Origin of the sequence: Kribbella sp. NPDC051770, assembly GCF_040681455.1 — a bacterium.
Classification (GTDB): domain Bacteria; phylum Actinomycetota; class Actinomycetes; order Propionibacteriales; family Kribbellaceae; genus Kribbella.
The window spans coordinates 355,735-380,627 of record NZ_JBFAYT010000007.1; the positions used below are offsets into that span (position 1 = coordinate 355,735).

Sequence of the window (24,893 nt, forward strand, 5' to 3'; positions counted from 1 at the left end):
CGGTCAGCTCTTGACGGCGCCCTGGGTGACACCGCTGATCACCCAGCGCTGGGCGAACAGGTACACGATGATGGTCGGGGCCATCGTCATCAGGTAGGAGGCGAAGGCAACGTTGTAGTCGGTGCCGAAGTCGCTCTGGAAGATGTTCTGCACGACCGGGAGGGTCTGCAGTTTCGGGTCGGCGGTGATCAGCGACGGCAGCATGAAGTCGTTCCAGGATGCCAGGAAGGCGAAGATCCCGACCGTCGCGTTCATCGGGCCGAGCAGCGGCAGCACGATCCGGCGGAAGATCTGCCAGGTCGAGGCGCCGTCGATCCGGGCGCTCTCCTCGAGCTCGGCGGGGACCGTGCGCAGGTACGCCGTGTAGAGCAGCACGCTGAACGACAGCTGGAACATCGCGTGCAGCACACCGACCCCGACCGGGTTGTCGAGGCCGGTCAGCGCGGTCAGCTTGATCTGCGGCAGCGCGACCACCGGGAACGGCAGGAACATTGCCGCCAGCAAGTAGATGAACGACCAGCGGAAGAACCGGCGGTTCCAGTTCTTGGCGATCGCGTACGCCGCCAGCGAGCTGAGCAGCAGCGTCAGCACGACCGTGATGACCGCGACCGCGAGCGACACCGAGAACGCGACCGGGAAGCGGGTCAGCTCCCAGGCGTCGGAGAAGCTGCTCAGGTTGAACGGCTTCGGCAGCGCGAACGCGTTGCCGTCGACCGACTGGCCGCTGGTCTTGAACGCCATCGACAGCGTCACGTACAGCGGCGCGAGCACGGTCAGCGACGCGAGCGCCAGGACGATCGTGATCGGCCAGTTGGTACGGCGCTGCCGGCGCCGGCGCGGCGCGACGGCCGTGGACTGCAGCGTGGTCACAGGCGGACCATCCTTCCTCGGGTGGCGACCAGCTGGACGATCGAGATCAGCACGGTGAGGACGAAGAACACGGTCGCGTTGGTCATCTGGTAGGCGTAGTCGCCGCCGGTGAAGCCGCCGAAGATGGTGATCGCGACGCTCCGGGTCGCCGTGCCGGGACCGCCGCCGGTGAGGCCGACGATCACGTCGTACGCACCGAGGTAGCCCTTCACCCCGAGGATCGTGTTGATCACGATGAACCCGCTGATCAGCGGGACCGTGATCGAGCGGAACTGCCGCCACGGGCCGGCGCCGTCGAGCGCGCTCACCTCGTACAGCTCACCCGGGATCGCGGTCAGGCCGCCGAGGTAGACCAGCATCGCGCCGGGGATCGTCTGCCAGGCCGAGACGATCACGATCGACAACCAGGCCAGGTCGGGGTCGCCGAGGATGCTCTGCTCCAGCGGCGCGAACCCGGCCGACGTCGCGATCGCCGGGAGCGTGTTGGAGAACAGGAAGCTGAACACGTACGCGACGACGATGCCGGACAGGACCATCGGCAGCACGAACACGCTGCGCAGCGCGGCAGCGGCGCGGATCTTCGCCGACAGGCCGACCGCGAGGGCGAGCGCGATCAGCTGCGCGATCACCACGGTGACCGCGGCGAAGCCGATCGTGAACGTGTACGACTCGAGGATCGCCGGGTCGTCGAACAGTGCCTGGTAGTTGCGCAGGCCGAGGAACGACCAGTCGCCGACGCCGATGTAGTCGGTGAAGCTGTAGAAGATGCCGACCAGCGCGGGACCGACGACGAAGGCGGTGAACAGGATCAGGGTCGGGACGAGGAAGAGGTAGTAGACCGGTTCGACGCTGCGCCGGGCCGGTTTGCGGGTGCTCACGTGGTTGCTCCTCGCTTGGCGAGCCGGCGCCAGTCGGCGTCGAGGTCGGTCAGCAGCTTGTCGAAATTCCCGCTGCCGATCGCCGACTGCAGGTAGTTGCCGAGCGGGACCGAGGTCGGGATGAAGGTGCCGGCACCCTGGTAGAACGCGCCGCTGTCGACGTACGGCTGGAGGCCGGTCAGGCGCGGGTCTTTCTGTGCCGGCGCGTCCTTGGTGGTCGCGTAGGCCAGGTTGTCCTGGTTGTAGGCGTTGATGATCTCGGGCCGCATCAGGAACTCGACCAGGTCGCCGGCCGCCTGCACCTTCGCCGAGCGCTGCGGGATGTAGAGGCCGAGGTCGACGTTCACCCGGGCCCTGCGGTCGGCGGCGTTCTCGCTGACCGGCAGCGCGAAGGTCCCGATCTCGAGCTTCGGGTCGACGAGCGCGATCTGGCCGATCGCCCACGGTCCCTGCAGGTACATCGCGGCCTGGCCTTTGCCGAAGGCAAGGTTCCCGTCCTCGTAGGAGCGGACCGCGTGGTCGGGGTTGAAGAACGTCGAGATCGTCTTGGCCCGTTCCATCGCGACCGCGAACGTCTTCTGGAACGACACCTCGGAGTCCGGCCCGACGTTCTCGCCGATCTCGTTCATCTTCGCGAAGAAGTCCGCGGTGTCGACCAGGCTGCCCACGGAGTAGTCGAACAGCCCCTGCCAGATCGTCCAGGTGGTTCGCCCGGTGGCGTAGACCGGGGTGATCTTCGCCTTCCTGAGCTCGGTGCACACGGCAACGAACTCGCTCCAGGTCGTCGGCACCGGCAGCTGGTGATCGGCGAAGATCTTCTTGTTGTAGATGACTCCCGCGGCGGCCAGTGAGTACGGCAGCACCGCCGTACGGCCTGGGTAGGTCGCGTACTGATCGGTCAGCCCGCCGATGTCACTCCGGATGCGCTGCGCCGACGGCAGGTGTGACAGGTCGCTCAGCTGCCCCCGCTTGATGTACCGCGCCAGCTCGAGGTTGTCGTTGAAGCACCCGACGTCCGCCGGCTCGTTCCGCACGAACTGCGGCGCGATCGAGGAGGTGGTGTCGTGCACCACGCTGATCCCCGGATGCTCCTTCTCGAACGCCCGCAGCAGCCGGTCGAAGTACGCGATCACTTCCTGCTTCTGCTCGAAGAACCGCAGCGTGCGCGCATCCTTCCCGGCTCCCGGCGAGCACCCCACGCCCAGCGCGGCCAGCGCCGCAACGCCACCCAGCTGGAGAACCGCCCGCCGACTCAACCCGCCCTGCCGGACGCCAGAACCCACGAGCCATCTCCCAACCTCGACTTTTACAGCGCTGTAAATTTACAACGATGCAAAACCCGGGTCAAGAAAGCCGTCTCAGAGCGTGATCCGCGCCGGATCGACGGCCCGCGCGCATCCGAGGCGAAGGCGTTGCTGTCGAGGGTGAAGAGATGCCCCTCGGGGTCGGTGAGCCGAGCCCAGCCACCGTCTCGGAAGTGGTGCTCTGCGCCCAGCTCGGCGAGGGCTTGGACACACGTGATGGCGAGGTCCGGTTCGTACGTGACGAGGTGCGCGCTTTTCACTGGCTCAGAACGTGATCGTCCGGGTGGGTGACGGGAGGACCCGGCCGCCGACCGTCGTCCAGCCGCCCGAGAGGTTGGTGGTGATCAGCTGGGAGCCGGCGCCTTGGGTGATGTGGAGGGAGCGGCCGAGGCGGGCGGTGAGTTGGGTGGCGGCGGAGCCGGTGGCTTCGTCTTCGGGCACACCCATCGCCGGGGCGAAGACCCGAGCGCGGATGCGGCCTTGGGTTTCGTCCTCCCAGGCCCACAGATAGGTGTGACCGGCTGAGTACGCCGCTGGGGTGGCGGCGAGAACGTCCGCGGGGGTGTCGAGCTGCTGCCAGTCGAAGGTGCTGCCCCAGGAGGCGTTCGCGCGCACGGCGGTGATGCCGTTGCTGCGGACAACCGGGACCTCACCGGCGGGAACGCGCAGCACGTCGGTCGACTGCCCCTGCGCGTGCAACCACCAGGCGACGCCGACCGTCGGGTGCCCGGCAAACGGCATCTCGCCGGTCTGGCTGAAGATCTGGATCGCCCCGGTCGCGGGATCATCGACGAAGACGGTCTCGCTGTACCCGAGCCGGGCCGCCATCCGCTGCCGCTGATCGGCAGGCACCAGCGCCCCGTCGACGATCCCGAGCGGGTTGCCGAAGGCACCGGATGGGTCGACGAAGACCCGTACGACGTGAACGTCCACGGTGGTCATCGGTTCAGAACACCTTGCCTGCTGGCGTACGGCGCACGCGGGATTGGCTCGGACCGCCGACCGGCGTACCCGGGTGCTCGGTCAGAGGACGAGGATCGCGGCGATGACGGCGATCAGGACGACGCCGGCGCCGACGGCGGCCAGCATCCGGCCGTTCATCTTCGGCTCTTCCTTGGCGTGGACCTCGCCCTCGCTGACGAAGGCGCGGAACATCTGGGTGCTCGCGCCCGGGTCCTGCTCGTTCTCGGTGGCGTGGTTCGTGTTCTGGTCAGCCATGGGCCCGACCCTACCGGCGGCACCGCGGCGTCAGCACACTGCAATCGCCGATCTGACCCGACTCTTACCGTCCGTACACGCAGCGTCCACGTTCGGCTGATCGACGGCCACGGATCGCGCATGTACCATTTGGTACATGCGCTTCGATCACTCCACCACCGTGAACGCCCCACCCGAACGGGTCTGGGCGGTCTTCAGCGATGTCGCCCACTGGCCCGACTGGACGCCGACCGTCGACGCGGTCGAACGCCTCGACGAGGGCGCCCTGCGGGTCGGTTCCCGGACCCGGATCCGCCAGCCGAAACTCCCGGTCGCCGTCTGGGAGGTGACCGAACTGAAGGACGGCGAGTACTTCGAATGGGTCTCCCGCGCACCGGGCATCAAGACCACCGGCGGCCACCGGGTGATCAGCACGCCGGAAGGCACGGTCGCGACCGCGACGATCATCCAGGAGGGCCCGCTCGGCTGGCTGTTCGGCAAGCTCTACGCCAAGCTGACCAGGAACTACATCCAGCTCGAAACCGAGAACCTGAAGAGAGTCAGCGAGGCGTGAGCAACCATCCGAAGGCTGCCCCCGAGGACAACGCGACGGGACCGGCCGCGGACGACCGGGTCCCCGGCCGGTGAGCCGGGAGTCCTTGCTCACCGACGCTGTCGAGCACTTCGCGAAGAACGGCATCGGGGATGCCAGCCTGCGAGCGATCGCGACGTCGATCGGTACGAGCCACCGGATGCTGATCTACCACTTCGGTTCGCGCGAGGGTCTGCTCGCTGAGGTTGTCCGGACGGTCGAGCAGCAGCAGCGCGATCTGCTCGCGGAGCTCGAGGACCTTCCCCTCGAACAGCAAGCCGAGGAGTTCTGGCGCCGCGTCACCGAGGCGACGCTGATCTACGGCCCGCTCTTCTTCGAGCTCTCCGCCCACGCGATGCAGGACCTCCCGCACACCGAGGCCCTGAAGGCCGACCTGATCAACGTCTGGCTTCCCCCGCTGATCAGGCTCTGCGTGAAGGCCGGAATCCCCGAGGACCAAGCACCGGCGTACGCCCGCCTGGGTCTGGCGTCCTCGCGTGGACTGCTCTTCGACCTCCTGCTGACCGGCGATCGCGCAGGCGTCGACGAAGCCTCGGCGCTGCTCAACCACCTCTTCACCCTCCGCTGACACGATCACCGCAGTAGGTTCGACTCGGAGGTGGGACTGATGACCCCAGCAGCAGGCGAGCTCGTCACCGAGATCTTCGAGTACGACGGCGGCCGGCAGGTCACCGTCTACGTGCCACCGGATCCACCCGAGGCGGTCGTCTACGCCGGGGACGGCCAGCTCATCTCCCAGTGGGGCGGACACCTCGAAGCCGCCGACGGACCGCCCACGATGATCGTGGGCGTCCATCGGACACACTCCGAGGACGAGCTGGACCGGATCAAGGAGTACTCCCCCTCCTTCGACGAGCAACGCTTCGCGGCCCACGAGAAGTTCTTCGTCGAGGACGTCCGCGAGTGGGCCACGAGGCACTTCGGCCTCGCGCTGACCGGGGAACGGACAGCGGTGTGCGGAGTGTCGGCGAGCGGCGAACTCTCCTTGGCGCTGGGGCTCCGGCACCCGGACCTCTACGGCGTGATCTTCTCCGCCTCACCAGGTGGCGGCTTTAAACCACCGGAGACGCTACCGAGTCCACTACCCCGCACCTACCTGGTCGCCGGCACGCTGGAGCCCTGGTTCCTGGAGAACGCGACCCGCTGGGCCGATGCACTCCGCGAAGCCGACGCAGACGTCGTACTGACGGAAAGAGCCGGCGACCACGGCGATCCTTTCTGGGCAGAGGAATTCCCACTGATGGTCGAGTGGGCCTTCGGCAGGTAGCCGCTCCAGCAGCCCACGGAGCAGCCACCACCTGGACCGAGGACACGGAACGCTCCGGATCGGCCCACGCGCTTCGCGAGCATCCGCCCGCGGGGTTGAACGCGACCGTCCCGTCCGCGGCGACGGGACGAGCCCTCGCGCTTCGGCCGCGCGATATTCGCTGTGCCTTTCACTGTCCTCCAGCCAGGATGGATGCGTGGTGACAGACGACATGCCCGGGCACTGGTACGAGGACTACGAGCGTGGTCGGCCCGGCTACCCAGCTCAGGTCGTTGATCTCGCCGAGCTCACGCCGTCGGGGACGGCGCTGGAGCTTGCCGCCGGGACGGGCAAGTTCACCCGGCAGCTGGTCTCGAGGATCGCGCACGTGGTGACTGTCGAGCCGGACTCCGGCATGCGCCGTCGGCTCGTCTCGGGCTGTCCTGGCGTCGAGGTGATCGACGGTACCGCGGAACAGATTCCGCTCGCGGACGGCGCGGTCGACGCGGTCTTCGTGGCCCAGGCCTTCCACTGGTTCGACACCGAACCCGCGGTGCGGGAGATCGCCCGAGTCCTGCGACCGGGCGGGGCTCTCGTGGTGATGTGGAACGTGGCCAGCGGATCAGCCGTCCCGTCCATTACGGCTGTCGAAGAGCTGCTCGCCCCCATCTGGCCTCGAGACTCCGGGTTCCCGCTCGACATGATGAGTGGCGATTGGGCACCCAGTGCCTGGAAGCTGCCCTTCGCCAAGAAGACGTTCACCGAGATCCACGAAGCGCGGCTGGCGAATCCTCAGACCGTCGACGCATCAGGGCTCGTCGCCTACTTCGGCTCGATGGGCTGGATCGCAAACCTTCCGGACGACCAGCGACTGCCGCTGATTGACGCCCTGACGGCTCAACTAACTGCCGAAGCGTATGTGCTGCCCTGGCAGACCCGCGTGCAGTGGACACGACTCAGCTCACCGAGCTGACCACACAACGGTGCATGGGTGGAGGCTCGACGACGGCGCGGATGCCTGCACCTGGGCCGGCACCGTCGATGTCGGCCCGGCTGCTCCCGTCACTCTGACATCCGGCGACAACTTCGCGGCCGGCTCGGCCAGCACCCGCTGGGCTCGGCCAGCACCCGCTGGGCTCGGCCAGCACCCGCTGGGCTCGGCCAGCACCCGCTGGCTCGGCCAGCACCCCCTGGCTCGGCCGGGGTCGGCCGGGATCGGCTGGCATCGGTTGGGCACACGCAGCGCTGCCGCTGTGAGTTGCCAGGTCCGACGGCGCCGCGGTGGCGGCGTGAACTGGGCGATCGGCCGGCCGAGGGCGTGGGGTCCAGGGGGTCCTGCGGATGGGGTGGTCCTTGCACCGCGTGAAGGTTGGCACGCGATGACCGGGCGGCGGCTACTCGGGCTCCGTGGGGGTTTGGATCCAGCCGGTGACCACTGGCAGGCCGGTGGGGCGGTGGATGGCCGTGAAGGCGAACGGGCGGTCGAGGGTGACCGCCAGACGTGGTGACTGAGGGAGCACGGCGGCGGCTCTGGTCATGCCGAAGGCTGTGATCGCGGCGGCTTCGAAGCCGGTTGCGTAGAAGCGTGCCAGGACCGACTGCTTGGCCTGCCCGACCGCCAGTGGGTCGGGGCTGATCGCGGAGAAGTGCCCCTGCTCCCCTGGGTCCGTGCTGACCGCGGCGAGGCCGAAGAGCGAGCGCAGCGCGAGCAGGTCGTGCTCGACGGAAACCGAGAACGACGGCAGCGCGAGGGTCAGATCGGGGACCGCGGCGGTGCTCTGCGCGAGAGTCACCGCGGGCGCCAACTGGTCGCCTCGTTCGGCGCCGACAAGGAGAGCACTACCGGGCCTGCCACCTTCGGAACCAACAGCAGCCAACAGAGCAGCCAGTACGTCGGGCTGCGGGGTCTCGGGTGACGCGATGCCCAGCAGAACATCGACGTCGGCATCACCCGCGACGGTGATGACGGTGAGCGGCCCCGCGACCGGGTCGTCGTGGACGCGGAGCGAGTCCAGGTCGCGGTCGGTGCGGTCGAGCCAGTGCCACGCGCCGGCCCAGTCGCCCTCGTGGATCCGCTTGATCTGCTCGCGGAACGGCCGCGCCCAGGTCAGCCGCAGCGACAGCGCCGAAGCCAGGACCAGCGCGAGGTCGGGAGTGAACTCGAGCGGCATCTCGCGGATCAGGTCGCCGGTGTGCTCGGCGGCCCAGGTGTCCAGGTTCAGCTTGTCGACCGACGGGTCGCCGGTGAGGATCCCGGTCAGCTCGGTGGGCAGGACGCTGTCGAAGGACTCGCTCAGCTTGAGCTGCTGGTGCACCCACAACCCGAGGGCGGCGTGCAAATCCGCCGAGCTGTCGAGGGCGCCGATCAGCTCCACCGCCTGCGCGGCGGCGGCAGTTGGGTCCACACCGGCCGCTTCCGCCAGCTCGGAGCGCCCTGGTTCGTCAGCGGCTGTGCTGAGCAGCGCCAGCAGTGGCCAGACCCCCAGGCCGGAGATCACGGTGTTGCCCGGCGCGAGCGTGCGCGCCCAGCGTGAGGTGAGGCTGTTGACCGCGGTCACGACGTTGGCATCCATGCGTTCCACCCTGCCATGTCACCGAGGACCCCAACAGGAACTCGACCGGCCCTTTACTGGCCCTCTGCCGGACCACCCAGTATTCGGCGGAACGACGGTGATTTTCATTTGCGGACACGCAGGGTAGTCGAGCACCTCCGGTCTGCTGTGTCAGGATGCCGCCCATGAGCACGCCCGAAGTGACGGAAAACGCCGAGCTGACGCCGTCCCCGCCACCACCCGAGACCCCCGAGAAGGACGCCACGACGGGCCACGAGCACGGCCACCAGCCGACCGACCCCAAGGAGCCCACCGGCTCCTCGATCGCCTTCACGATCACGCTCGTCGTCCTGGTCGGCCTCGCCCTGTTCGGCCGCAAACTCTTCGCCGGCCTGTTCACCGACGACGGCGTGCGCACCTGGGCGACCATGTTCGTCGGAGTGACCGTCCAGGCGCTGCCGTTCCTCGTGCTCGGCGTGCTCCTGTCCGCGGCGCTCACCGCGTTCGTCCCGGCGTCGTTCTTCGCCAAGGCACTCCCCAAGCACCCGGCCCTCGCCGTACCGGTCGCCAGCGCGTCCGGTGTGATCCTCCCCGGCTGCGAGTGCGCCTCGGTCCCGGTCTCCGCCGCACTGATGGCCCGCGGCGTCACCCCCGCGGCAGCGATCGCGTTCCTCCTCTCGGCGCCCGCGATCAACCCGGTCGTGCTCGCCTCGACAGCAGTCGCCTTCCCAGGTCAGCCGAAGGTCGTCGTCGCCAGAGCCGTCACCTCACTCGCGGTGAGCATGGCCCTCGGCTGGCTCTGGCTGGCGACCGGCAAGGGCGGCTCCTGGCTCCGGATGCCGAAGAACCGGCACGCCGAAGGCACCGGCAAGCTGGAGGTCTTCCGCTCGTCGATGCTGCACGACTTCCTGCACGCCGGCGGTTTCCTGGTGATCGGCGCGGCCGCCGCGGCCACGCTCAACGTCGTCGTACCGCGGGAGTGGCTCGATCACGTCGCGAGCAACCTGCTGCTCTCGGTCGTCGTACTGGGTCTGCTCGCGGTGCTGCTGGCGATCTGCTCCGAGGCGGACGCGTTCGTCGCGGCCAGCCTGACCCAGTTCTCGCTGACGGCGCGGCTCGCGTTCATGGTGGTCGGGCCGATCGTGGACGTGAAGCTGGTCGCGCTGCAGGCCGGAACGTTCGGCCCGAAGTTCGCCGCACGGTTCGCGCCGGCCACGTTCGTCGTCGCGATCATTGCCAGTCTCGGAGTCGGATGGTGGTTGCTGTGAAGCGCAACGTCGCAGGGCTCGTGGTCGTCTTCGTCGGGGCGGCGATCGTCCAGCTGGCGATCTCCAACACCTATCTGCGGTACGTGAAACCCGGCATGCGCTGGATGCTGCTGGCCGCCGGGATCATCCTGATCCTGCTCGCCGTCGCCGACGTCCTGGCCGACACCCGAGCCAAACAACCCGCGGACGACGGCCACAACCACCACGGCCTCCCCCGAGCCGCCTGGCTGATGCTGATCCCCGTCTTCGCCCTGCTCGTCGTCGACCCGCCCGCGCTCGGCGCCGACGCCGCCCAGCGCCAGTCCCCGGTCGCGGCCAAACCCGTTGCCCCGAAGGGCAACAGCTGGCTCGCCGGGCAGCAGACCGGCCCGGTACCGTTGGCGGTCAGGGACTACGCCGTCTGGGCCGTGTGGGAGAAGGAGAGCATGAAGGGTCGCGACTTCCAGCTCACCGGTTTCGTCACGCCCGGCAAGAACGGCGACTGGTACGTGTCCCGGATCGGCCTGACCTGCTGCGTCGCCGACGGTACGGCGTTCATGGTCGAGGCCCGCGGCCAGGCGGCCCCGCCGAAGAACCAGTGGGTGACCGTGACCGGTGAGTGGGCCGAGCCGACCAAGCGCTCCGACGGCGACGTCGCCGCGCTGACCGTCACCGAGGTGAAGAACGTGACCGCACCGGCCAACCCGTACGAGTGAGATGACCACACCGCTGTCCACCGCCGACCTGCTCGACGGCCTGTCCCGCAAGAAGCGCTACAAGTACGTCTTCTTCTGGGGCGACACCCCACGCCGCGACGGGCAGGTCGACGCCAGCTGCCTGAGCCAGTGGTTCCACGCGCCGTTCACCGTGGACGACGTCCGGTACCGGACGGCCGAGCACTGGATGATGGCCGGCAAGGCCAGGCTGTTCGGCGACCACGACGCGGAGCAGGCGGTGATCGCCGCGGGTCACCCGCAGCGGGCGAAGGCGATCGGGCGCGAGGTGCACGGCTTCGACACCGAGACCTGGCAGCGGCACCGCCTCGACCTGGTTGTCGAGGGCAACATCCACAAGTTCGCCCAGAACGACGCGCTGCGCGCCTACCTGCTCGGCACCGGCGACCGGGTCCTGGTCGAGGCCAGCCCGGTCGACCGGATCTGGGGTATCGGCCTGGCCGCGGCCGACGACCGCGCCGAGCACCCGGCCCAGTGGCGCGGCCTCAACCTGCTCGGCTTCGCCCTGATGCGAGCCCGCGCTCACCTGGCCGACAACACCGGCGTCTGATCCACGACGGCAGCCCGGGGCCGGACCACAGTGCACGCCATCCCACCCATGATCAGTACGGCGGCCACCGCCTGCTGCAGCCCGACCGCCTCTCCCCGCAACAACCAGGCGGCGCCCATGCCGACCACCGGGACCAGCAGCGAGAATGGCGCGACGGTGCTGGCGTCGTACCGGCCCAGGAGGAAGCCCCAGGCGCCGAAGCCGAACAGTGTGGCGACAGCAGCCAGGTAGGCCAGTGCGGCGACCCCTCCCACATCAATGCTTCGCAAGGCGGCCAAGTCAGCAGCAGGCCCCTCCACCAGCAGCGACAGCCCGGTCAGTGGCAGTACGGCGACCGCACTGACCCACACCATGAACCGCAGCGTGTCCTGCGGCTTAGCGTAGCGAGTCACCGTGTTCGACACACCCCAGCAGGCTCCAGCAGCGATCACCAGGAACAGCGCCCCGACCGGTGTCGCCAGCCCCCGGTCCAGCACGATCAGCAGCAACCCCAAGCAGGCAACGCCGATCCCTGCCAACTGCGTACGCCGCGGCCGCTCCCGCAGCACCAGTACGGCGAACAGCACCGTGAAGATCACCTGTGACTGCAGCACCAGCGACGCCAGACCGGCCGGTACGCCGTGGTCCATCGCCACGAACAGCAGCCCGAACTTCGCCACCCCCAGCGCCAGCCCGACCGCGATCACGTACCGCCACGCCACCCGCGGCTTCCCGAGCAGGAAGATCGCCGGCACCGCCGCGAAGAAGAACCGCAGCGCCGAGAACAGCAGCGGCGGGAACTCCTCCAGCCCGACCTCGATGACCACGAAGTTGATCCCCCAGATGAGGACGACGGCGAGCGCGAGCAGGACGTGACGAGGGTTCATACGCTCCAGGATGGGACCGGCTACAGTTAAGGACCAGCACGGATTGCTACCGCGCACGATGTAGGAGTGCTACATGATCGATCTCGGCCGTCTGCGCGCCCTGCACGCCGTCGCGCTCTACGGATCGGTCGGTTCGGCCGCCGACGCACTCGGCTACACGCCGTCCGCGGTCTCCCAGCAGCTCGCGAAGCTCGAGCGCGAGACCCGTACGACGCTGCTCGAGAAGCGCGGCCGCGGCGTCGTCCTCACCGACGCCGCGCAGGAGCTCGCGGCCACCGCGTCGAAGGTCCTGGAGCTCGTCGAGGACGCCGAGCTGCGGCTCGAGGAGCAGCGCGGCCAGGCGATCGGCGAGCTGGTCGTCGCCGCCTTCCCGACCGCCGCCCGCGGCCTGCTCCCGATCGCGCTGCCCGGCCTGATCGACGCCAACCCGGCGCTCGACGTACGGGTGGTCGAGATGGACCCGTTCGACGGTGTCGCCGCCGTACAGCGCGGTGAGGTCCACATCGCCGTGGTGCACGACTGGCACAACACGCCGCTGACGCTCACCGAGGACCTGTCCCGCGTCAAGCTGGGCACCGACCCGGCCGACGTACTCGTCCCGACCACGCATCGCCTGGCCGGCAAGGAGTCCGTCCGCCCGACCGACCTGGTCGGCGAGCGCTGGATCTGCCAGCCGCCGGGCACGATCTGCCACGACTGGCTGATCCGGACGATGCGCAAGGCCGGTGTCGAGCCCGACGTCGTCTACTCCGTCGCGGAGTACCAGACCCAGATCGCGATGCTCGACCGCGGCCTGGGCATCGGCATGATCCCGCGGCTCGGCCGCGGCCCGCTCCCGGCCGGCGTCACCGCCGTACCGCTGCAGCCCGTCGTGAGCCGCCGCCTGTACGCCGTCTGGCGGACGGCGACCGCCCGGCGGCCCGCCGTGGCCGTCACTCTGGGCGCTCTGAAGACCGCCTGGCGGGACCGCAGTACCGCTTGACCGCTCCCAGTGGAACTCTCACCGGTAACTGACAGCGACCGATTGACAGCGGGCGGCATCCTCGCTAGGTTCCCCGGAACCGTTAGGAAACCTTCCTATTAGGTTCCGATGTAATCCCCCACTCCGTCCACCGCCCCCGGCGAAGTAGGAGGCAATTCGCGATGACGCGTACCCGCCGCTGGTCAGCGCTGGCCGCCAGTACCGCACTGGCCGCCACTGCCCTGGTCACCACAGGCGCGAGCACCAGCTCGGCCGCCCCCGTCCGCTACGAGTCCGAGAACGCCACGATCTCCCAAGGCGTCGTCGAGTCCAACCACGCCGGGTTCACCGGCTCCGGATTCGTCAACTACGACAACAACACCACCAGCTCGCTCGAGTACACCGTGACCGTGCCATCGGCCGGCGCGTACTCGCTGGCGTTCCGGTATGCCAACGGCACCGCCACCAACCGCCCGCTCGACGTCTCCGTGAACGGCACGCAGGTCGCCAACGACCTCGGCTTCCCCGGGACCGGCGCCTGGACGTCGTACCAGACCGTCACCACCACGGCGAACCTCAGTGCCGGCAGCAACAAGATCAAGACCACGTCGGTGATCGCCGACGGCGGCCCGAACGCCGACTCGCTGACCGTCGACACGGTCAACGCCGCCGCCACCCCGGTCTCGATCAACGGCCAGCTCCGCGTCTGCGGCGTGAAGCTGTGCAACCAGTACGGCAAGCCGATCCAGCTCCGCGGCATGAGCACGCACGGCATCCAGTGGTACAGCCAGTGCGTCAAGACCGCTTCGCTGGACGCTCTGGCCAACGACTGGAAGGCCGACGTCCTGCGGATCTCGATGTACATCCAGGAGGGTGGCTACGAGACCGACCCGCGGCGCTTCACCGACATGGTGCACAACTACATCGAGGAGGCCACCCGGCGGGGCATGTACGCCTTGGTCGACTGGCACCAGCTGACCCCCGGTGACCCGAACGCGAACCTGGCCCGGGCCAAGACGTTCTTCACCGAGATCGCGCAGCGGCACAAGAACAAGAACAACATCATCTACGACATCGCCAACGAGCCGAACAACGTCTCCTGGTCGCGGATCAAGTCGTACGCCGAGCAGATGATCCCGGTGATCCGCGCGCAGGACCCGGACGGCGTCGTCTTCGTCGGCACCCACGGCTGGGCCTCGCTCGGGATCTCCGACGGCGGTTCCGAGGCCGACGTGATCAACAACCCGATCAACGCGACGAACTTCATGTACACGTTCCACTTCTACGCCGCCTCGCACAAGAACGAGTACTTCAACGCCCTCTCCCGGGCCGCCGACCGGATCCCGCTGTTCATCACCGAGTTCGGCACCCAGACCGCCAGCGGTGACGGCGGCAACGACTTCACCAACTCGCAGAAGTACCTGGACTTCCTGGCCAGCAAGAAGATCGGCTGGACCAACTGGAACTTCTCCGACGACTTCCGCTCCGGCGCCGTCTTCAAGGAGGGCACCTGCGCCGGGAACAACTTCTCCGGTACGTCGGTGCTGAAGCCGGCCGGGGTCTGGATCCGGGACCGGATCCGTTCCGCGGACGACTTCCCGACCAGCTGACACACGCCCGGGCCGGTTCTTGCGCCCCCTAGGACCGGCCCGGGTCCTTCCCCTGCGTCCTGACCGCCCCCTCGAAAGGACACGCATGATGGGACGCCTGTTCCGAGCAGCACTCCCGATCGCCCTCGTCGCCGGCCTGGTGCCCGCGACCCAGGCGGCCGCCGCCCCGGTCCGCTACCAGGCCGAGTCGGCAACCATCTCCCAGGGCGTGGTCGAGTCCAACCACGCCGGCTTCACCGGCAGCGGCTTCGTCAACGGCGACAACGTCGTCGGCAGCTACGTCCAGTGGAGCGTCCCGGTCTCCGCCGCGGGCCAGGCCCGCGTCTCGTTCCGCTTCGCCAACGGTACGGCGGCCAACCGGGCCGCCGACATCACGGTGAACGGCGCGCTGGTCTCCGACAACCTGTCGTTCACCGGTACCGGTGCGTGGACCACCTGGCAGGACCGGGTGATCACCGTCAACCTGACCGCCGGGACCAACACCATCCGCGCCACCTCGGCGACCGCCGACGGCCTGCCCAACCTGGACGCCGTCGACGTGGACACCGCGCCCGCGCCGGTGCGCGGGGTACCGCAGCAGCCGACCGACCTGGTCACCGGCCTGTCGTTGCCCTGGGCCACCTCGTTCCTGCCCGACGGTCAATCCGCCCTGATGACCGAGCGGAACAGCTTCCGGGTCTCCCGGGTCACGCTGAACGGGACCCGGACGACGGTCGGTACCGTCCCCAACTCCGTCACCACCAACGGTGAGGGCGGCCTGATGGGGATCGCGGTCTCCCCGACCTGGAACGGCACCAGCGACCAGGCCGTCTACATCTTCCACACCTCCAACGACGGCGGTCAGACCCAGAACCGCATCGTCCGGATGAACTTCAACGGCACCACCCTGTCCAACCGGACGGTGATCGTGTCGGGGATCCGCAGCAACACCTTCCACAACGGCGGTCAGCTCAAGTTCGGCCCCGACGGCTTCCTGTACGCCGGGACCGGCGACGCCCAGGACACCTCGACGTCGCAGAACAACAACTCGCTGAACGGCAAGATCCTGCGGTTCACCACCAGCGGCCAGGCCGCGCCGGGCAACCCCTTCGGCAACCTGGTCTACAGCAAGGGCCACCGCAACCCGCAGGGACTGGCCTGGGACTCCGCCGGCCGGATGTGGTCCGCCGAGCTGGGTGACACCCAGTTCGACGAGCTCAACCTGATCGTCAGCGGCCACAACTACGGCTGGCCGACCTGCCAGGGCAACTGCAGCACGCCCGGCATGGACAACCCCAAGCGCACCTGGACGACGGCCGAGGCCTCACCGAGCAGCCTCGCGATCGTCAACGACACGGCGTACGTCGCCGCGCTGCGCGGCCAGCGGCTGTGGCGGGTCGAGCTGAACGGCGAGAGCGCCGGCGCGACCCAGGCGTACTTCACCAACACCTTCGGCCGGCTCCGGTCGATCGTGAAGGTGCCGGGCGCGAACGCGATCTGGATCAGCACCTCGAACACCAACGGCGACCGGCTGCTCCGGTCCGCCATCCAGTGAGCTGAGTTGCCGGGGGCGCCCTGGACGCCCCCGGCAACCTACTGGCCGACCAGCAGCCGGAACTTCGCCTCGGTCTCGTCGTCCACGGGGGTGTAGACGGTCGCCCGGCCCTGGCCCGAGCGGGTCAGCCACAGGTTCACCGGCTCGATCCGCATCAGCCCGGCCCGCGGGTGGTCGACCAGCTTCACCTTGTTGCTGGGCGCGGCCACGTCGTACCGGTTCCAGAGCTCGGCGAACTCCGTCGAGTGGGTCAGCAACTGCTGGATCAGGTCGTGCCAGCTCGGCTCGCCCAGGTGGTCGGCAGACGCGGCCCGGAAGCCCGCCACCATGTGCATCTTGATCGACTCCTGGTCGGTGAACGAGCACTGCCACCGGTTCGACACGAAGCTCAGCCAGAGCAGGTTGCGGTCCTCGACCGGGATCTGGCTCAGGTCGAGCATCACCTTGCAGTACGCGTCGTTGAACGCCAGCACGTCGTACCGGGCGTTCAGCACGAGCGCCGGGTACGGCGAGACGTTGTCGAGCATCCGCTGCACCGACGGCGGCAGGTCAGCGCAGTCACCGCTCACCGGGCCGATCGGTACGCCGGTCAGCGTGAACAGGTGGTTGCGCTCCAACCTGTCCAGCCGCAGCGTCCTGGCGATCGCTTCAACGACCTGCGCCGAGACATTGATGTCGCGGCCTTGCTCGAGCCAGGTGTACCAGGTGATGCCGACGCCTGCGAGCTGCGCGACCTCCTCGCGTCGCAGGCCCGGCGTACGGCGGCGGCCGCCCGGTGCGAAGCCGACCTCTTCGGGCTGGATCCGCTCGCGGCGGCTGCGCAGGAAGATCGCCAGCTCGCGCCGGCGCTCGTCGGGGCGGTTGGGCCGGTGGTTGGACACAGCTTCGTCGGGCCGGGCCGCCGGCATTCTGCTCAGGACGCTCACCTTTCCATGGTGGTCCGGCGCGGGAGCCCGCGAAAGGCTGGTGCCAGGTGCTGTCGGTACCAGGATAACCAGGCTCTCACTACCTGGATGCGCTCGCGGGCACGCTGTTCGTATGACCCAAACCTCCGCTCCGCCGATCGGCGTACCGACGAAGTCGCCGCTCGGACCGGTGGCGCTCACCACCCTGCTCTTCGGCGCCTTCCTGCCGATGCTCTCCTTCTTCATCATCAACGTCGCGCTCCCGGCGATCGGGACCGACCTGCACGCCACGCCCGGCGAGCTCCAGCTGGTCGTCGGCAGCTACGGCATCGCCAACGCCACACTGCTCGTCGTCGGCGGCCGCCTCGGCGACGGCTTCGGCCGCAAGCGGCTGTTCCTGGCCGGTCTGGTCGGGTTCACCGTGATGTCCCTGCTCTGTGCGATCGCTCCTTCGATCGGCCTGCTGCTCGCGGCCCGCGTCCTGCAGGGTGCTGCCGCTGCTGCCATGACGCCGCAGGTGCTGGCATCGATCAGCAGCCTGCTCTCCGGGCAGCACCGGGGACGGGCGATGGCCATGTTCGGCGTCGCCGGTGGAGCTGCTGCTGCGCTCGGCCAGATCCTGGGCGGCGTACTGGTCGAGGCAGATGTCTTCGGGCTTGGCTGGCGTGCGGTGTTCCTCGTGAACGTGCCGGTCGGGCTGATCGCTCTTGCTCTGGCGGTGCGGTTGCTGCCCGAGACGCGGGCATCCCAGGCTCACCGGGTCGACCTGGTGGGAGCAGCGCTGCTGGCTCTCGCTCTGGTGCTCCTGCTGCTGCCTCTGACCGAGGGGCGACCGCTGGGCTGGCCGCTGTGGACGTGGCTGTCGCTGGCGGCCGTCGTACCGGCTGTTGCGCTGCTTGGCCTCCACCAGCACCGAGCTGAGAAGGCTGGGCGTGCTCCGCTCATCCCACCGACAGTGCTGCGGCTGAAGGCGATGCGGATCGGGCTGCTGCTCGCCGTGGGGTTCTTCACGACGTTCGGTGGGTTCATGTTCGTCTTCGCGCTGGCTACGCAGGGCGAGGCCGGGATGTCCCCGCTGGAAGGCGGTCTGAGCCTGCTGCCGATGGCTGTCGGCTTCCTGATCACCTCTGTCTACGGCCCGCGGCTGCAGGCCCGGTACGGCGCTGGCGTGATCCTGCGCGGCTGGCTGATCCAGGCCGTCGGGTACGCCGTACTGGCAGCTGCTGCGCTGGCGCTCTGGCCGGACGTGACTCCGTGGACGCTGGCTGTGCCGATGCTGGTCGCCGGGTTTGGCGGTGGGCTGGTGATGGTGCCGCTGATGGGTGTTGTCGTTGGGCAGGTGCCGCCGGCTCAGGCTGGGCTCGGTAGCGGGATCCTGCTGACGAGCCAGCAGACCTGTCTGGCGCTGGGGGCGGCGACGGTTGGTACGGCGTACCTGTCGCTGTCGGGGACGTCGTGGGGCCAGGGCGGGTCGCTGGCGGCTGTGGCGCTGGCTATCACGGCGATCTCGTTGCTGATGACGCCGGTGACTCGGGCGTTGCGCTAGCTCCAGTGGGTGGGGCGCAGCAGGCTGCTGGGGATCCTGGTCCTGCTGTCACCCTGCGCCGCGTTCACCTGGGACTGCGTGACGAACAGCGCGCCGGTCAGATCTGCTCCTGTGAGGTTGCAGTCCCGCAGGTCGGCGCCGATCAGATCCGCTTGGCGGAGGTCGGCGCCGGCCAGGTCGGCCGCGATCAGGTAGGCGCCGCGGAGGTTGGCCCGGCTCAGATCGGCCTTGCGCAGCTTGGCGCCGACGAGGTCGACGCCGCGGCGGTTCTTCTTCTTGGGCTGCCGGCCGCGGACGAGCTCGCTGGTGGTCAGGAGGAGCTCGTTGACCTGCGCGCGTTCGTTGCCGAGGTCAACGTTCAGGACCGGTTGCTCGGTGAGTGCTTCGATCCGGCGTACGGCCTGCCGGAGGCTTTCGGAGATCGAGCTCGCTTCGGGCCGCTCCAGGGCGTCGTACAGGTACCAGAGCAGCTCGTGCAGCTGCCGCATCACCGGCAGCGCCGCGAACATCTCCTGCCCGGGCTGCTCGCGCCAGCTCGTCCCCGCCTGCTGCGAGATCTTCTGCCCGGCGCCGAAGCAGTCGTAGACGGTGCACCCCTGAAAGCCCGACGGCCTGAGCTTCTGGTGGATGCCGCACCGGAAGTCCTGCTGCAGGTTCGGGCAGGGCTCCCCGGCCGGCTTGTCGATCGCGAAGTCGGCCGACCGGGCGAACGTCAGCGCGACGCAGCACAACCCGAAGCAGCTACCGCAGTCCGCGCGGAGCCCGTCCCGCACGTCAGTTCTGGTCGGCGACCGTCTGGCCGGTCCGGCGCCAGCGGATACCCGCCTCGACGAACTCGTCGATCTCGCCGTCGAACACCCCCGAGGTGTTGCCGGACTCGAACTGGGTCCGCAGGTCCTTCACCATCTGGTACGGGTGCAGCACGTAGGAGCGCATCTGGTCACCCCACGAGCCCTGCACGTCACCGCGCAGCGCGTCGATCTGGGCCCGCTCCTCGGCCTTCTTCAGCGCCAGCAGCTTGGCCTTCAGGATCACCATCGCGCTGGCCTTGTTCTGCAGCTGCGACTTCTCGTTCTGGCAGGAGACGACCGTGCCGGTCGGGATGTGGGTGAGCCGGACCGCGGAGTCGGTCGTGTTGACGCTCTGCCCACCGGGGCCGGACGACCGGTACACGTCGACCCGGATCTCTTCGTCCGGTACGTCGATCTCGTCGGTCTGCTCGAGCACCGGCACGACCTCGACCGCGGCGAAGGACGTCTGCCGGCGGCCCTGGTTGTCGAACGGCGAGATCCGGACCAGCCGGTGGGTACCGGACTCGACGCTCAGCGTGCCGTAGGCGTACGGCGCCTTGACGGCGAAGGTGGTCGACTTGATCCCGGCCTCTTCGGCGTACGACGTGTCGTAGACCTCGCTCGGGTACCCGTGGCGCTCGGCCCAGCGCAGGTACATCCGCTGCAGCATCTCGGCGAAGTCGGCCGCGTCGACGCCGCCGGCGCCGGAACGGATCGTCACCAGCGCCTCGCGCTCGTCGTACTCGCCGGACAGCAGGGTGCGGACCTCGAGCGACTGGATCGACTTGGCCAGCGAGGCGATCTCCTTCTCCGCCTCGGCCAGGCTGTCGGCGTCGTTCTCCTCGCGGGACAGCTCGATCAGCACGCCGAGATCGTCGATCCGGCTGCGCAGCTTGGTCACCCGCTCCAGGTCGGCCTGCAGGCTGGACAGCCGCGACGTCACCTTCTGCGCGTTCGCCTGGTCGTCCCACAGGTCGGGCGCGGCCACCGCCTCTCCGAGGTCGGCGATCTCCCGGCGCATCGTGTCCAGATCGAGCACCTTCTCGATCGAGGTCAACGTCGTGTCGAGTTGCTTGAGCTCCGCGTCAAAGTCCAGTCCAGCCACAACCAAGCAGCGTACCCGGTCGTGGTGCTTCGCCGGGAATCCATTGCCGTCCGATCAGCCGCGGCTGTCCTCACCGTGCGTCGCCGGCCATCCCCGGCGTACGAGGTCGAAGACCTCCGCGGTGGCCCGCTCCAGCTCCGCGTTGGCCTGCGTCAGCTCCTCCTCGGTCGCGTCGGCAGGCATCAGCCGGGCCAGCTCGTCCTCCAGCACCTTCTGCGCCGCCGCGAACTGCGCCGCCGCGAAGCGGGCCCGCAGCGACGTGAGCCCGGGGTCCCGCTCGAGCAGCGCGGCCGCGATCGTCTGCTCCATCTCCTCGGCGATCTGCCGACGGCGCGCGAGCAATGCCTGACTCTCCGTCATCGTCCGGCTGAACTCCCGCCAAGTCGCCAAGTGCCCCGACGCCAACCGGCCCCTAACCACCGTCAGGTACTGCTCCTCCAGTGTGGTGATCGGGTCCTGCCCGGCCGGCGCCTCACGAATCGCCTGCGCCGGACCCGCCCACCAACCGGTCTCGTCGAAGAACAGATCTTCCTTCGTCGGGAAGTGGTTGAACACGGTCTGCACCGCGACGTCCGCCGCCTTCGCGACCTCGGCCACCGTCACCGCGTCGAACCCACGCTCCAGGAACAGCCGCGTCGCGACGTCCGAGATCAACTGCCGGGTCTGCTGCTTCTTGCGCTCCCGCCGGCCGATCTCCATGGACGCACTCTACTGCGGCATGCTTTACTTCTTCCAATCTTGTAGTCACTACATCTTTGGAGTTAATCCATGACCATCTTGATCACCGGCGGCCGCGGCAAGATCGCCCGCGCCGTCGCCACTGGACTGGTGTCGGCCGGCCGCGACGTCCGGATCGCGAGCCGGTCCCCGCAGGACCTCCCAGGCGCCGTCGCCTTCGACGCGACCGACCCCGCATCGGTCGCCGCCGCCCTCGACGGCATCAGCCAGGTCTTCCTGTACGCCGAACCGTCGACCGCCGGCCTCTTCGCCGCGGCAGCCGACGCCGCCGGCGTACAGCAGGTCGTGCTGCTGTCGTCGATGTCGTCACACGCCGACAACGACGACGCGGCCGGAGACCCGCACGCGGAGACCGAGCTGATCGTCGGGAGCGGCGCGTACGCGACGACGTACCTGCAGCCGGGGGCGTTCATGTCGAACGCGCTGTTCTGGTCGCACGCGATCCGCGCGACTGGTCAGGTCCGGCTGCCTTACTTGGACGCCGAAGAGGCGCCGATCCACGAGCAGGACATCGCCGACGTCGCTGTGCGCGTCCTGCTGGACGGCCCCGGCGGCGACCACGACGGCCGCGGCTACCCGCTCACCGGCCCGGAGTCGATGACGCGCCGCGCGCAGCTCGCGCAGGTCGCGTCGGTCACTGGTGTCGCCTTCGAGGCCGTGGACCTCACGCCGTCCGAGGCACGCGTCGAGATGGGCGCGGTGATGCGCCGACCGGCCCAGCTCGAAGCGCTGCTGTCGTACTGGGCTTCACGCGTCGGCACGCCACACCCGATCGAGCCAACGGTCGAAAAGCTGACCGCACAGCCGGGTCGGACGTTCCGCACGTGGCTGCGCGACCACGCCGACGCATTCTGAGCCTCCCCGCTTCCCGGTTCTTCTACGGCAGGATCGAGTCGATGTAGCCGCCATCCACGCGAACGGCTCCGCCGGTGGTGACCGAGGCCTGCTCGGAGCTCAGGTACACGACCATGTTGCCGATCTCCGCAGGCTCGATCAGCCGCTCGATCAGCGAGTACGGCCGGTGCTCCTTCATGAACTGCCGCTGTGCCTCGTCCCACGGCTTGTCGTCCCCGACCAGCTCGGCGACGAAGTCCTCGACCCCCGGCGTGTGCGTCGGCCCGGCCATCACCGAGTTGACGGTCACCCCCGTCCCGGCAGCCGCCTTCGCGAACCCGCGCGTCACCGCCAGCAGCGCGGTCTTGGTCACGCCGTAGTGCACCATCTCCAACGGCGTCACCACGGCCGAGTCGCTGGCGATGTTCATCACCCGCCCGAACCCGCGCTCCATCATCCCCGGCAGGTACATCCGGATCAGCCGCACCGCCGACAGCACGTTGACCTCGAAGTACCGCCGCCACTCGTCGTCGTCGATCTCCAGCACCGGCTTCGCCCCGAAGATCCCGAGGTTGTTCACCAGGATGTCGAGCTCCCCCGCCCGCTCCTTCAGCACCTCGGCACCTTCAGCCGACGCAAGATCGGCCCCGACCGCGACCAGCTCCGCCCCCGGCACCTCCTCCGCGATCGCCGCGGCGGCCCGCTCGGTCTTGTCCTGGTCCCGCCCGTTCACCACCACACTCGCCCCGGCCCGCGCCAACTCGGTGGCAATCGCCTGCCCGATCCCCTGGCTCGATCCCGACACCAGAGCCCGTCGTCCCGTCAGATCAATCTGCATGGCTTCATGGTGCCCATCCGAGGTTGCCCCAGACAACGTTCACCACACGGGCCCGCGCGCCGATCACCGCACGGGTGAGCGGCCGATCACCATACGCGTGAGCGCGCCTTTCAGCGCACAAGTCTGCTCGCCACTCACGGAACGGGCGTGTGCGCTCGGATCACCGCTCGGGATCTCGCCGTTCAGCGCACGGGTCCGCTCGGTTCAGCGCACCGGCACGATCGCCGACGCGCTCGACGCGATCTCCGCATCCTCCTGCCACCCCGGCGGCGTGAACGGCAGCTCCACACTCGACGACAACTCCACCGTCACCGTCGTACCGCTCACCTCAGCCGACCAGTCCAACCCGTCGAACCGCTCACTCGCCGACACCGTGTCGAGATAGTCAGCAGCCAACCGCCGAGCCTCCTCCGGATCGATCTGCGCATTCCCACCGTCCCCGGTCTGCGCATAGATCGCCGCCAGCCCATTGGCCGCCGCCAGCACCGCTCCATCCGCCGTCGAATCCAGATCCCGCCGCACCAGAAACACCTTCGAGATGTCAGTCACCACCACAACCATCAGCAAGATCACCGCCGCGAACCCGATGATCAGCACAGTCATCTGCCCGCGCTCGTCGCGAACCCGCCGGCGCCCTTCCTGCACTCGCCCGCGCTCACCCCGCAGGAGTCCGCACTCGTTCCACACCCGCCCACGCACACCCCGCAGGAGTCCACGCTCGCCCCGCACCCGCCCACGCACACCCTGCAAGAGTCCGCACTCGCCTCGCACCCGCCCGCGCTCGTCCCCCACCCGTGCACGTTCATCTTCCGCCCGCGCGCGCTCGTCCCGCAGCCCCCTGCGCTCGTCTCCCACCCGCCCGCGCCCGTTACCCACCTGCGCGCGCTCGTCCAGCACCCGCCTGCACTTGTCCGCCCCCCGTCCACGCACTCCGCCCGCGCCCTCAAGCCGCCCGCCCCTCACGGCGTACCTTTCGCTTCCCGATAGTCCCCGTAAGGCTCCGTGTGCGAAGCAGACACATGCACCGCCGGCCGCTCCCCACCCAGCGCCTCCGGAATGAACGGCAACGGCACCCGGTAATCCAGCTGAACCGTCACCGTCGACCCCGGCTGCAGACACTCCGGCTCACAACTGATCCGCAAATCCCCCGACTCCAACTCGATCCCCTGATCCTGCATCGCCAACCGAGCCGCCTCGAACGCCCGGGCCCGCGCGTCATCCTCAGTCAACCCAGCCGGCACGATCACAAACGCCCGCCCCGCCGCCCGAGTCGCCGCCGTCGCCCCGTACGACGCCCGCTGCACGTCGAACACCCCCAACATCACGTAGATCAAAGGCACCAGCAACAAGAGCGCCAACCAAGAGAACTCGACCACCGCACTCCCATGCTCCCCGCGAGCCCGCGCCGCGACCGACCCGTGCCGCACCACCCGGGCCCACACCACCTGAGCCCGCGTCGCGGCCGACCTTCGCCGCACCGCCGGAGCCCAGGCCGCGGCCGACCCTCGCCACACCATCCGAGCCCACCGCGCGCTCACTCCCCGGTCTCCTTCACCGCGTGGCCCTCGACGCTGAAGTCGATCCCCGGTCCCCACAACCCGAGCGCCGGCATGTGTGCCGACACGACCACGCGCACCACCGGCTGCCCGTTCACCTCGGTCTGCTCCGCCGTCACCGATTCGACCAGCTCGTCGCGCACCACCCCGTCGACCAGCTCCCGCGTTCGAGCCTCCCCGTCGGCGACGTCCCGGTTGAGGACAGCGGCGTACAAAGCTCCCTCGGACGCCGCCGCCGTCATCGTGTTCCGGATGTAGAGAAACAGCCCAACCTGCAAGATCCCCAGGAACAACGGCACCACGATCACCGACACCAGTACGAAGTCGACAACCGCTGCCCCACGCTGATCCCGCGAGCGGCATCGCTCACCCACCGCGTCACCACCAGCCGAGCGAGCAACGCGCGGCGCCTGCTCTC

Annotated in this window: 27 protein-coding genes; 12 read left to right on the forward strand and 15 right to left on the reverse strand. The window is 68.9% G+C overall.

Annotation, left to right across the window (positions count from 1 at the left end):
• Positions 1 to 3 precede the first annotated feature (3 nt).
• The 5 genes from AB0M01_RS24555 to AB0M01_RS24575 form a co-directional block, all read right to left on the reverse strand.
• Positions 4 to 870 carry a carbohydrate ABC transporter permease gene (locus tag AB0M01_RS24555; protein WP_363673244.1) on the reverse strand — a complete coding sequence of 289 codons (867 nt, stop codon included), beginning with the start codon at positions 868 to 870 and terminating at the stop codon, positions 4 to 6.
• Positions 867 to 1,748 carry a sugar ABC transporter permease gene (locus tag AB0M01_RS24560; RefSeq protein ID WP_363673246.1) on the reverse strand — a complete coding sequence of 294 codons (882 nt, stop codon included), beginning with the start codon at positions 1,746 to 1,748 and terminating at the stop codon, positions 867 to 869. Before AB0M01_RS24560 ends, AB0M01_RS24555 begins: the two co-directional genes overlap by 4 nt.
• The gene (locus tag AB0M01_RS24565; RefSeq protein WP_363673248.1) at positions 1,745 to 3,031 is read right to left on the reverse strand and encodes an extracellular solute-binding protein; all 1,287 of its coding nucleotides are present in this window, start codon (positions 3,029 to 3,031) and stop codon (positions 1,745 to 1,747) included. Before AB0M01_RS24565 ends, AB0M01_RS24560 begins: the two co-directional genes overlap by 4 nt.
• 285 nt (positions 3,032 to 3,316) lie before the next feature.
• Positions 3,317 to 3,994 carry a PhzF family phenazine biosynthesis protein gene (locus tag AB0M01_RS24570; RefSeq protein ID WP_363673250.1) on the reverse strand — a complete coding sequence of 226 codons (678 nt, stop codon included), beginning with the start codon at positions 3,992 to 3,994 and terminating at the stop codon, positions 3,317 to 3,319.
• Between the two features lie 81 nt (positions 3,995 to 4,075).
• Positions 4,076 to 4,270 carry a hypothetical protein gene (locus AB0M01_RS24575; RefSeq protein WP_363673252.1) on the reverse strand — a complete coding sequence of 65 codons (195 nt, stop codon included), beginning with the start codon at positions 4,268 to 4,270 and terminating at the stop codon, positions 4,076 to 4,078.
• Between the two features lie 136 nt (positions 4,271 to 4,406).
• Here AB0M01_RS24575 and AB0M01_RS24580 point away from each other — a divergent pair, with 136 nt between their 5' ends.
• From AB0M01_RS24580 to AB0M01_RS24595, 4 genes are all read left to right on the forward strand, one after another.
• Positions 4,407 to 4,823: an SRPBCC family protein gene (locus tag AB0M01_RS24580; RefSeq protein WP_363673254.1), complete on the forward strand. Its 417-nt coding sequence runs from the start codon at positions 4,407 to 4,409 to the stop codon at positions 4,821 to 4,823.
• A 70-nt stretch (positions 4,824 to 4,893) separates the two neighbouring features.
• On the forward strand, positions 4,894 to 5,430 hold the full coding sequence (locus tag AB0M01_RS24585) for a helix-turn-helix domain-containing protein (protein WP_363673256.1): 537 nt from the start codon (positions 4,894 to 4,896) through the stop codon (positions 5,428 to 5,430).
• 39 nt (positions 5,431 to 5,469) lie between these two features.
• Positions 5,470 to 6,129 carry an alpha/beta hydrolase-fold protein gene (locus AB0M01_RS24590; protein ID WP_363673258.1) on the forward strand — a complete coding sequence of 220 codons (660 nt, stop codon included), beginning with the start codon at positions 5,470 to 5,472 and terminating at the stop codon, positions 6,127 to 6,129.
• Positions 6,130 to 6,325: 196 nt separating this feature from the next.
• Complete coding sequence (locus tag AB0M01_RS24595; protein WP_363673260.1) at positions 6,326 to 7,081, forward strand: class I SAM-dependent methyltransferase; 756 nt, start codon at positions 6,326 to 6,328, stop codon at positions 7,079 to 7,081.
• Positions 7,082 to 7,502: 421 nt separating this feature from the next.
• On the opposite strand, the gene AB0M01_RS24600 is transcribed toward AB0M01_RS24595, so the two are convergent.
• A complete protein-coding gene (locus tag AB0M01_RS24600; RefSeq protein ID WP_363673262.1) occupies positions 7,503 to 8,681 on the reverse strand; it encodes a serpin family protein in 1,179 nt (392 codons plus the stop codon).
• A gap of 164 nt (positions 8,682 to 8,845) precedes the next feature.
• Here AB0M01_RS24600 and AB0M01_RS24605 point away from each other — a divergent pair, with 164 nt between their 5' ends.
• From AB0M01_RS24605 to AB0M01_RS24615, 3 genes are read left to right on the forward strand one after another with little or no spacing between them, the layout of a single operon-like run.
• On the forward strand, positions 8,846 to 9,928 hold the full coding sequence (locus AB0M01_RS24605; RefSeq protein WP_363673264.1) for a permease: 1,083 nt from the start codon (positions 8,846 to 8,848) through the stop codon (positions 9,926 to 9,928).
• Positions 9,925 to 10,623, forward strand: a complete 699-nt coding sequence (locus AB0M01_RS24610; protein ID WP_363673266.1) for a TIGR03943 family protein — start codon at positions 9,925 to 9,927, stop codon at positions 10,621 to 10,623. The genes AB0M01_RS24605 and AB0M01_RS24610 overlap by 4 nt, the downstream gene beginning before the upstream one ends.
• Position 10,624: 1 nt before the next feature.
• Positions 10,625 to 11,191 carry an NADAR family protein gene (locus tag AB0M01_RS24615; protein ID WP_363673268.1) on the forward strand — a complete coding sequence of 189 codons (567 nt, stop codon included), beginning with the start codon at positions 10,625 to 10,627 and terminating at the stop codon, positions 11,189 to 11,191.
• On the opposite strand, the gene AB0M01_RS24620 is transcribed toward AB0M01_RS24615, so the two are convergent.
• Positions 11,164 to 12,057, reverse strand: coding sequence for an EamA family transporter (locus tag AB0M01_RS24620; RefSeq protein ID WP_363673270.1), 894 nt, complete (start codon positions 12,055 to 12,057; stop codon positions 11,164 to 11,166). The genes AB0M01_RS24615 and AB0M01_RS24620 overlap by 28 nt on opposite strands.
• A 73-nt stretch (positions 12,058 to 12,130) precedes the next feature.
• Here AB0M01_RS24620 and AB0M01_RS24625 point away from each other — a divergent pair, with 73 nt between their 5' ends.
• From AB0M01_RS24625 to AB0M01_RS24635, 3 genes are all read left to right on the forward strand, one after another.
• Positions 12,131 to 13,039: a LysR family transcriptional regulator gene (locus tag AB0M01_RS24625; protein WP_363673272.1), complete on the forward strand. Its 909-nt coding sequence runs from the start codon at positions 12,131 to 12,133 to the stop codon at positions 13,037 to 13,039.
• Positions 13,040 to 13,200: 161 nt separating this feature from the next.
• A complete protein-coding gene (locus tag AB0M01_RS24630; RefSeq protein ID WP_363673274.1) occupies positions 13,201 to 14,628 on the forward strand; it encodes a cellulase family glycosylhydrolase in 1,428 nt (475 codons plus the stop codon).
• Positions 14,629 to 14,716: 88 nt separating this feature from the next.
• Positions 14,717 to 16,162, forward strand: coding sequence for a PQQ-dependent sugar dehydrogenase (locus AB0M01_RS24635; protein WP_363673276.1), 1,446 nt, complete (start codon positions 14,717 to 14,719; stop codon positions 16,160 to 16,162).
• A 38-nt stretch (positions 16,163 to 16,200) separates the two neighbouring features.
• Here AB0M01_RS24635 and AB0M01_RS24640 read toward each other — a convergent pair whose 3' ends face one another.
• Positions 16,201 to 17,088 (reverse strand): helix-turn-helix transcriptional regulator, encoded by an 888-nt coding sequence (locus AB0M01_RS24640; protein WP_363673278.1) that lies wholly within the window; start codon positions 17,086 to 17,088, stop codon positions 16,201 to 16,203.
• 112 nt (positions 17,089 to 17,200) lie between these two features.
• Between AB0M01_RS24640 and AB0M01_RS24645 the strand changes: the two genes are divergently transcribed.
• Positions 17,201 to 18,613 (forward strand): MFS transporter, encoded by a 1,413-nt coding sequence (locus AB0M01_RS24645; protein WP_363673280.1) that lies wholly within the window; start codon positions 17,201 to 17,203, stop codon positions 18,611 to 18,613.
• Here the strand turns inward: AB0M01_RS24645 and AB0M01_RS24650 are convergent.
• The 3 genes from AB0M01_RS24650 to AB0M01_RS24660 are packed head-to-tail and all read right to left on the reverse strand — an operon-like array spanning position 18,610 to position 21,208.
• Complete coding sequence (locus AB0M01_RS24650; protein WP_363673282.1) at positions 18,610 to 19,386, reverse strand: pentapeptide repeat-containing protein; 777 nt, start codon at positions 19,384 to 19,386, stop codon at positions 18,610 to 18,612. The two genes, AB0M01_RS24645 and AB0M01_RS24650, sit on opposite strands and share 4 nt — an antisense overlap.
• Position 19,387: 1 nt before the next feature.
• A complete protein-coding gene (gene prfB / locus AB0M01_RS24655) occupies positions 19,388 to 20,509 on the reverse strand; it encodes a peptide chain release factor 2 (RefSeq protein WP_363673284.1) in 1,122 nt (373 codons plus the stop codon).
• A 54-nt stretch (positions 20,510 to 20,563) separates the two neighbouring features.
• Complete coding sequence (locus AB0M01_RS24660) at positions 20,564 to 21,208, reverse strand: helix-turn-helix domain-containing protein (RefSeq protein WP_363673286.1); 645 nt, start codon at positions 21,206 to 21,208, stop codon at positions 20,564 to 20,566.
• 69 nt (positions 21,209 to 21,277) lie between these two features.
• Here AB0M01_RS24660 and AB0M01_RS24665 point away from each other — a divergent pair, with 69 nt between their 5' ends.
• Positions 21,278 to 22,102, forward strand: a complete 825-nt coding sequence (locus tag AB0M01_RS24665; protein WP_363673288.1) for an NAD(P)H-binding protein — start codon at positions 21,278 to 21,280, stop codon at positions 22,100 to 22,102.
• A gap of 22 nt (positions 22,103 to 22,124) precedes the next feature.
• Here AB0M01_RS24665 and AB0M01_RS24670 read toward each other — a convergent pair whose 3' ends face one another.
• The 4 genes from AB0M01_RS24670 to AB0M01_RS24685 all read right to left on the reverse strand — a co-directional run bounded on the left by AB0M01_RS24670 (position 22,125) and on the right by AB0M01_RS24685 (position 24,849).
• Positions 22,125 to 22,919 (reverse strand): SDR family oxidoreductase, encoded by a 795-nt coding sequence (locus tag AB0M01_RS24670; RefSeq protein ID WP_363673290.1) that lies wholly within the window; start codon positions 22,917 to 22,919, stop codon positions 22,125 to 22,127.
• Between the two features lie 204 nt (positions 22,920 to 23,123).
• Positions 23,124 to 23,816 (reverse strand): pilus assembly protein TadG-related protein, encoded by a 693-nt coding sequence (locus AB0M01_RS24675; RefSeq protein ID WP_363673292.1) that lies wholly within the window; start codon positions 23,814 to 23,816, stop codon positions 23,124 to 23,126.
• 62 nt (positions 23,817 to 23,878) lie between these two features.
• A complete protein-coding gene (locus tag AB0M01_RS24680; protein WP_363673294.1) occupies positions 23,879 to 24,295 on the reverse strand; it encodes a hypothetical protein in 417 nt (138 codons plus the stop codon).
• A gap of 158 nt (positions 24,296 to 24,453) precedes the next feature.
• Entirely contained in the window at positions 24,454 to 24,849 is a 396-nt protein-coding gene (locus AB0M01_RS24685) for a TadE family protein (RefSeq protein WP_363673296.1), read from the reverse strand.
• Positions 24,850 to 24,893: the final 44 nt, after the last annotated feature.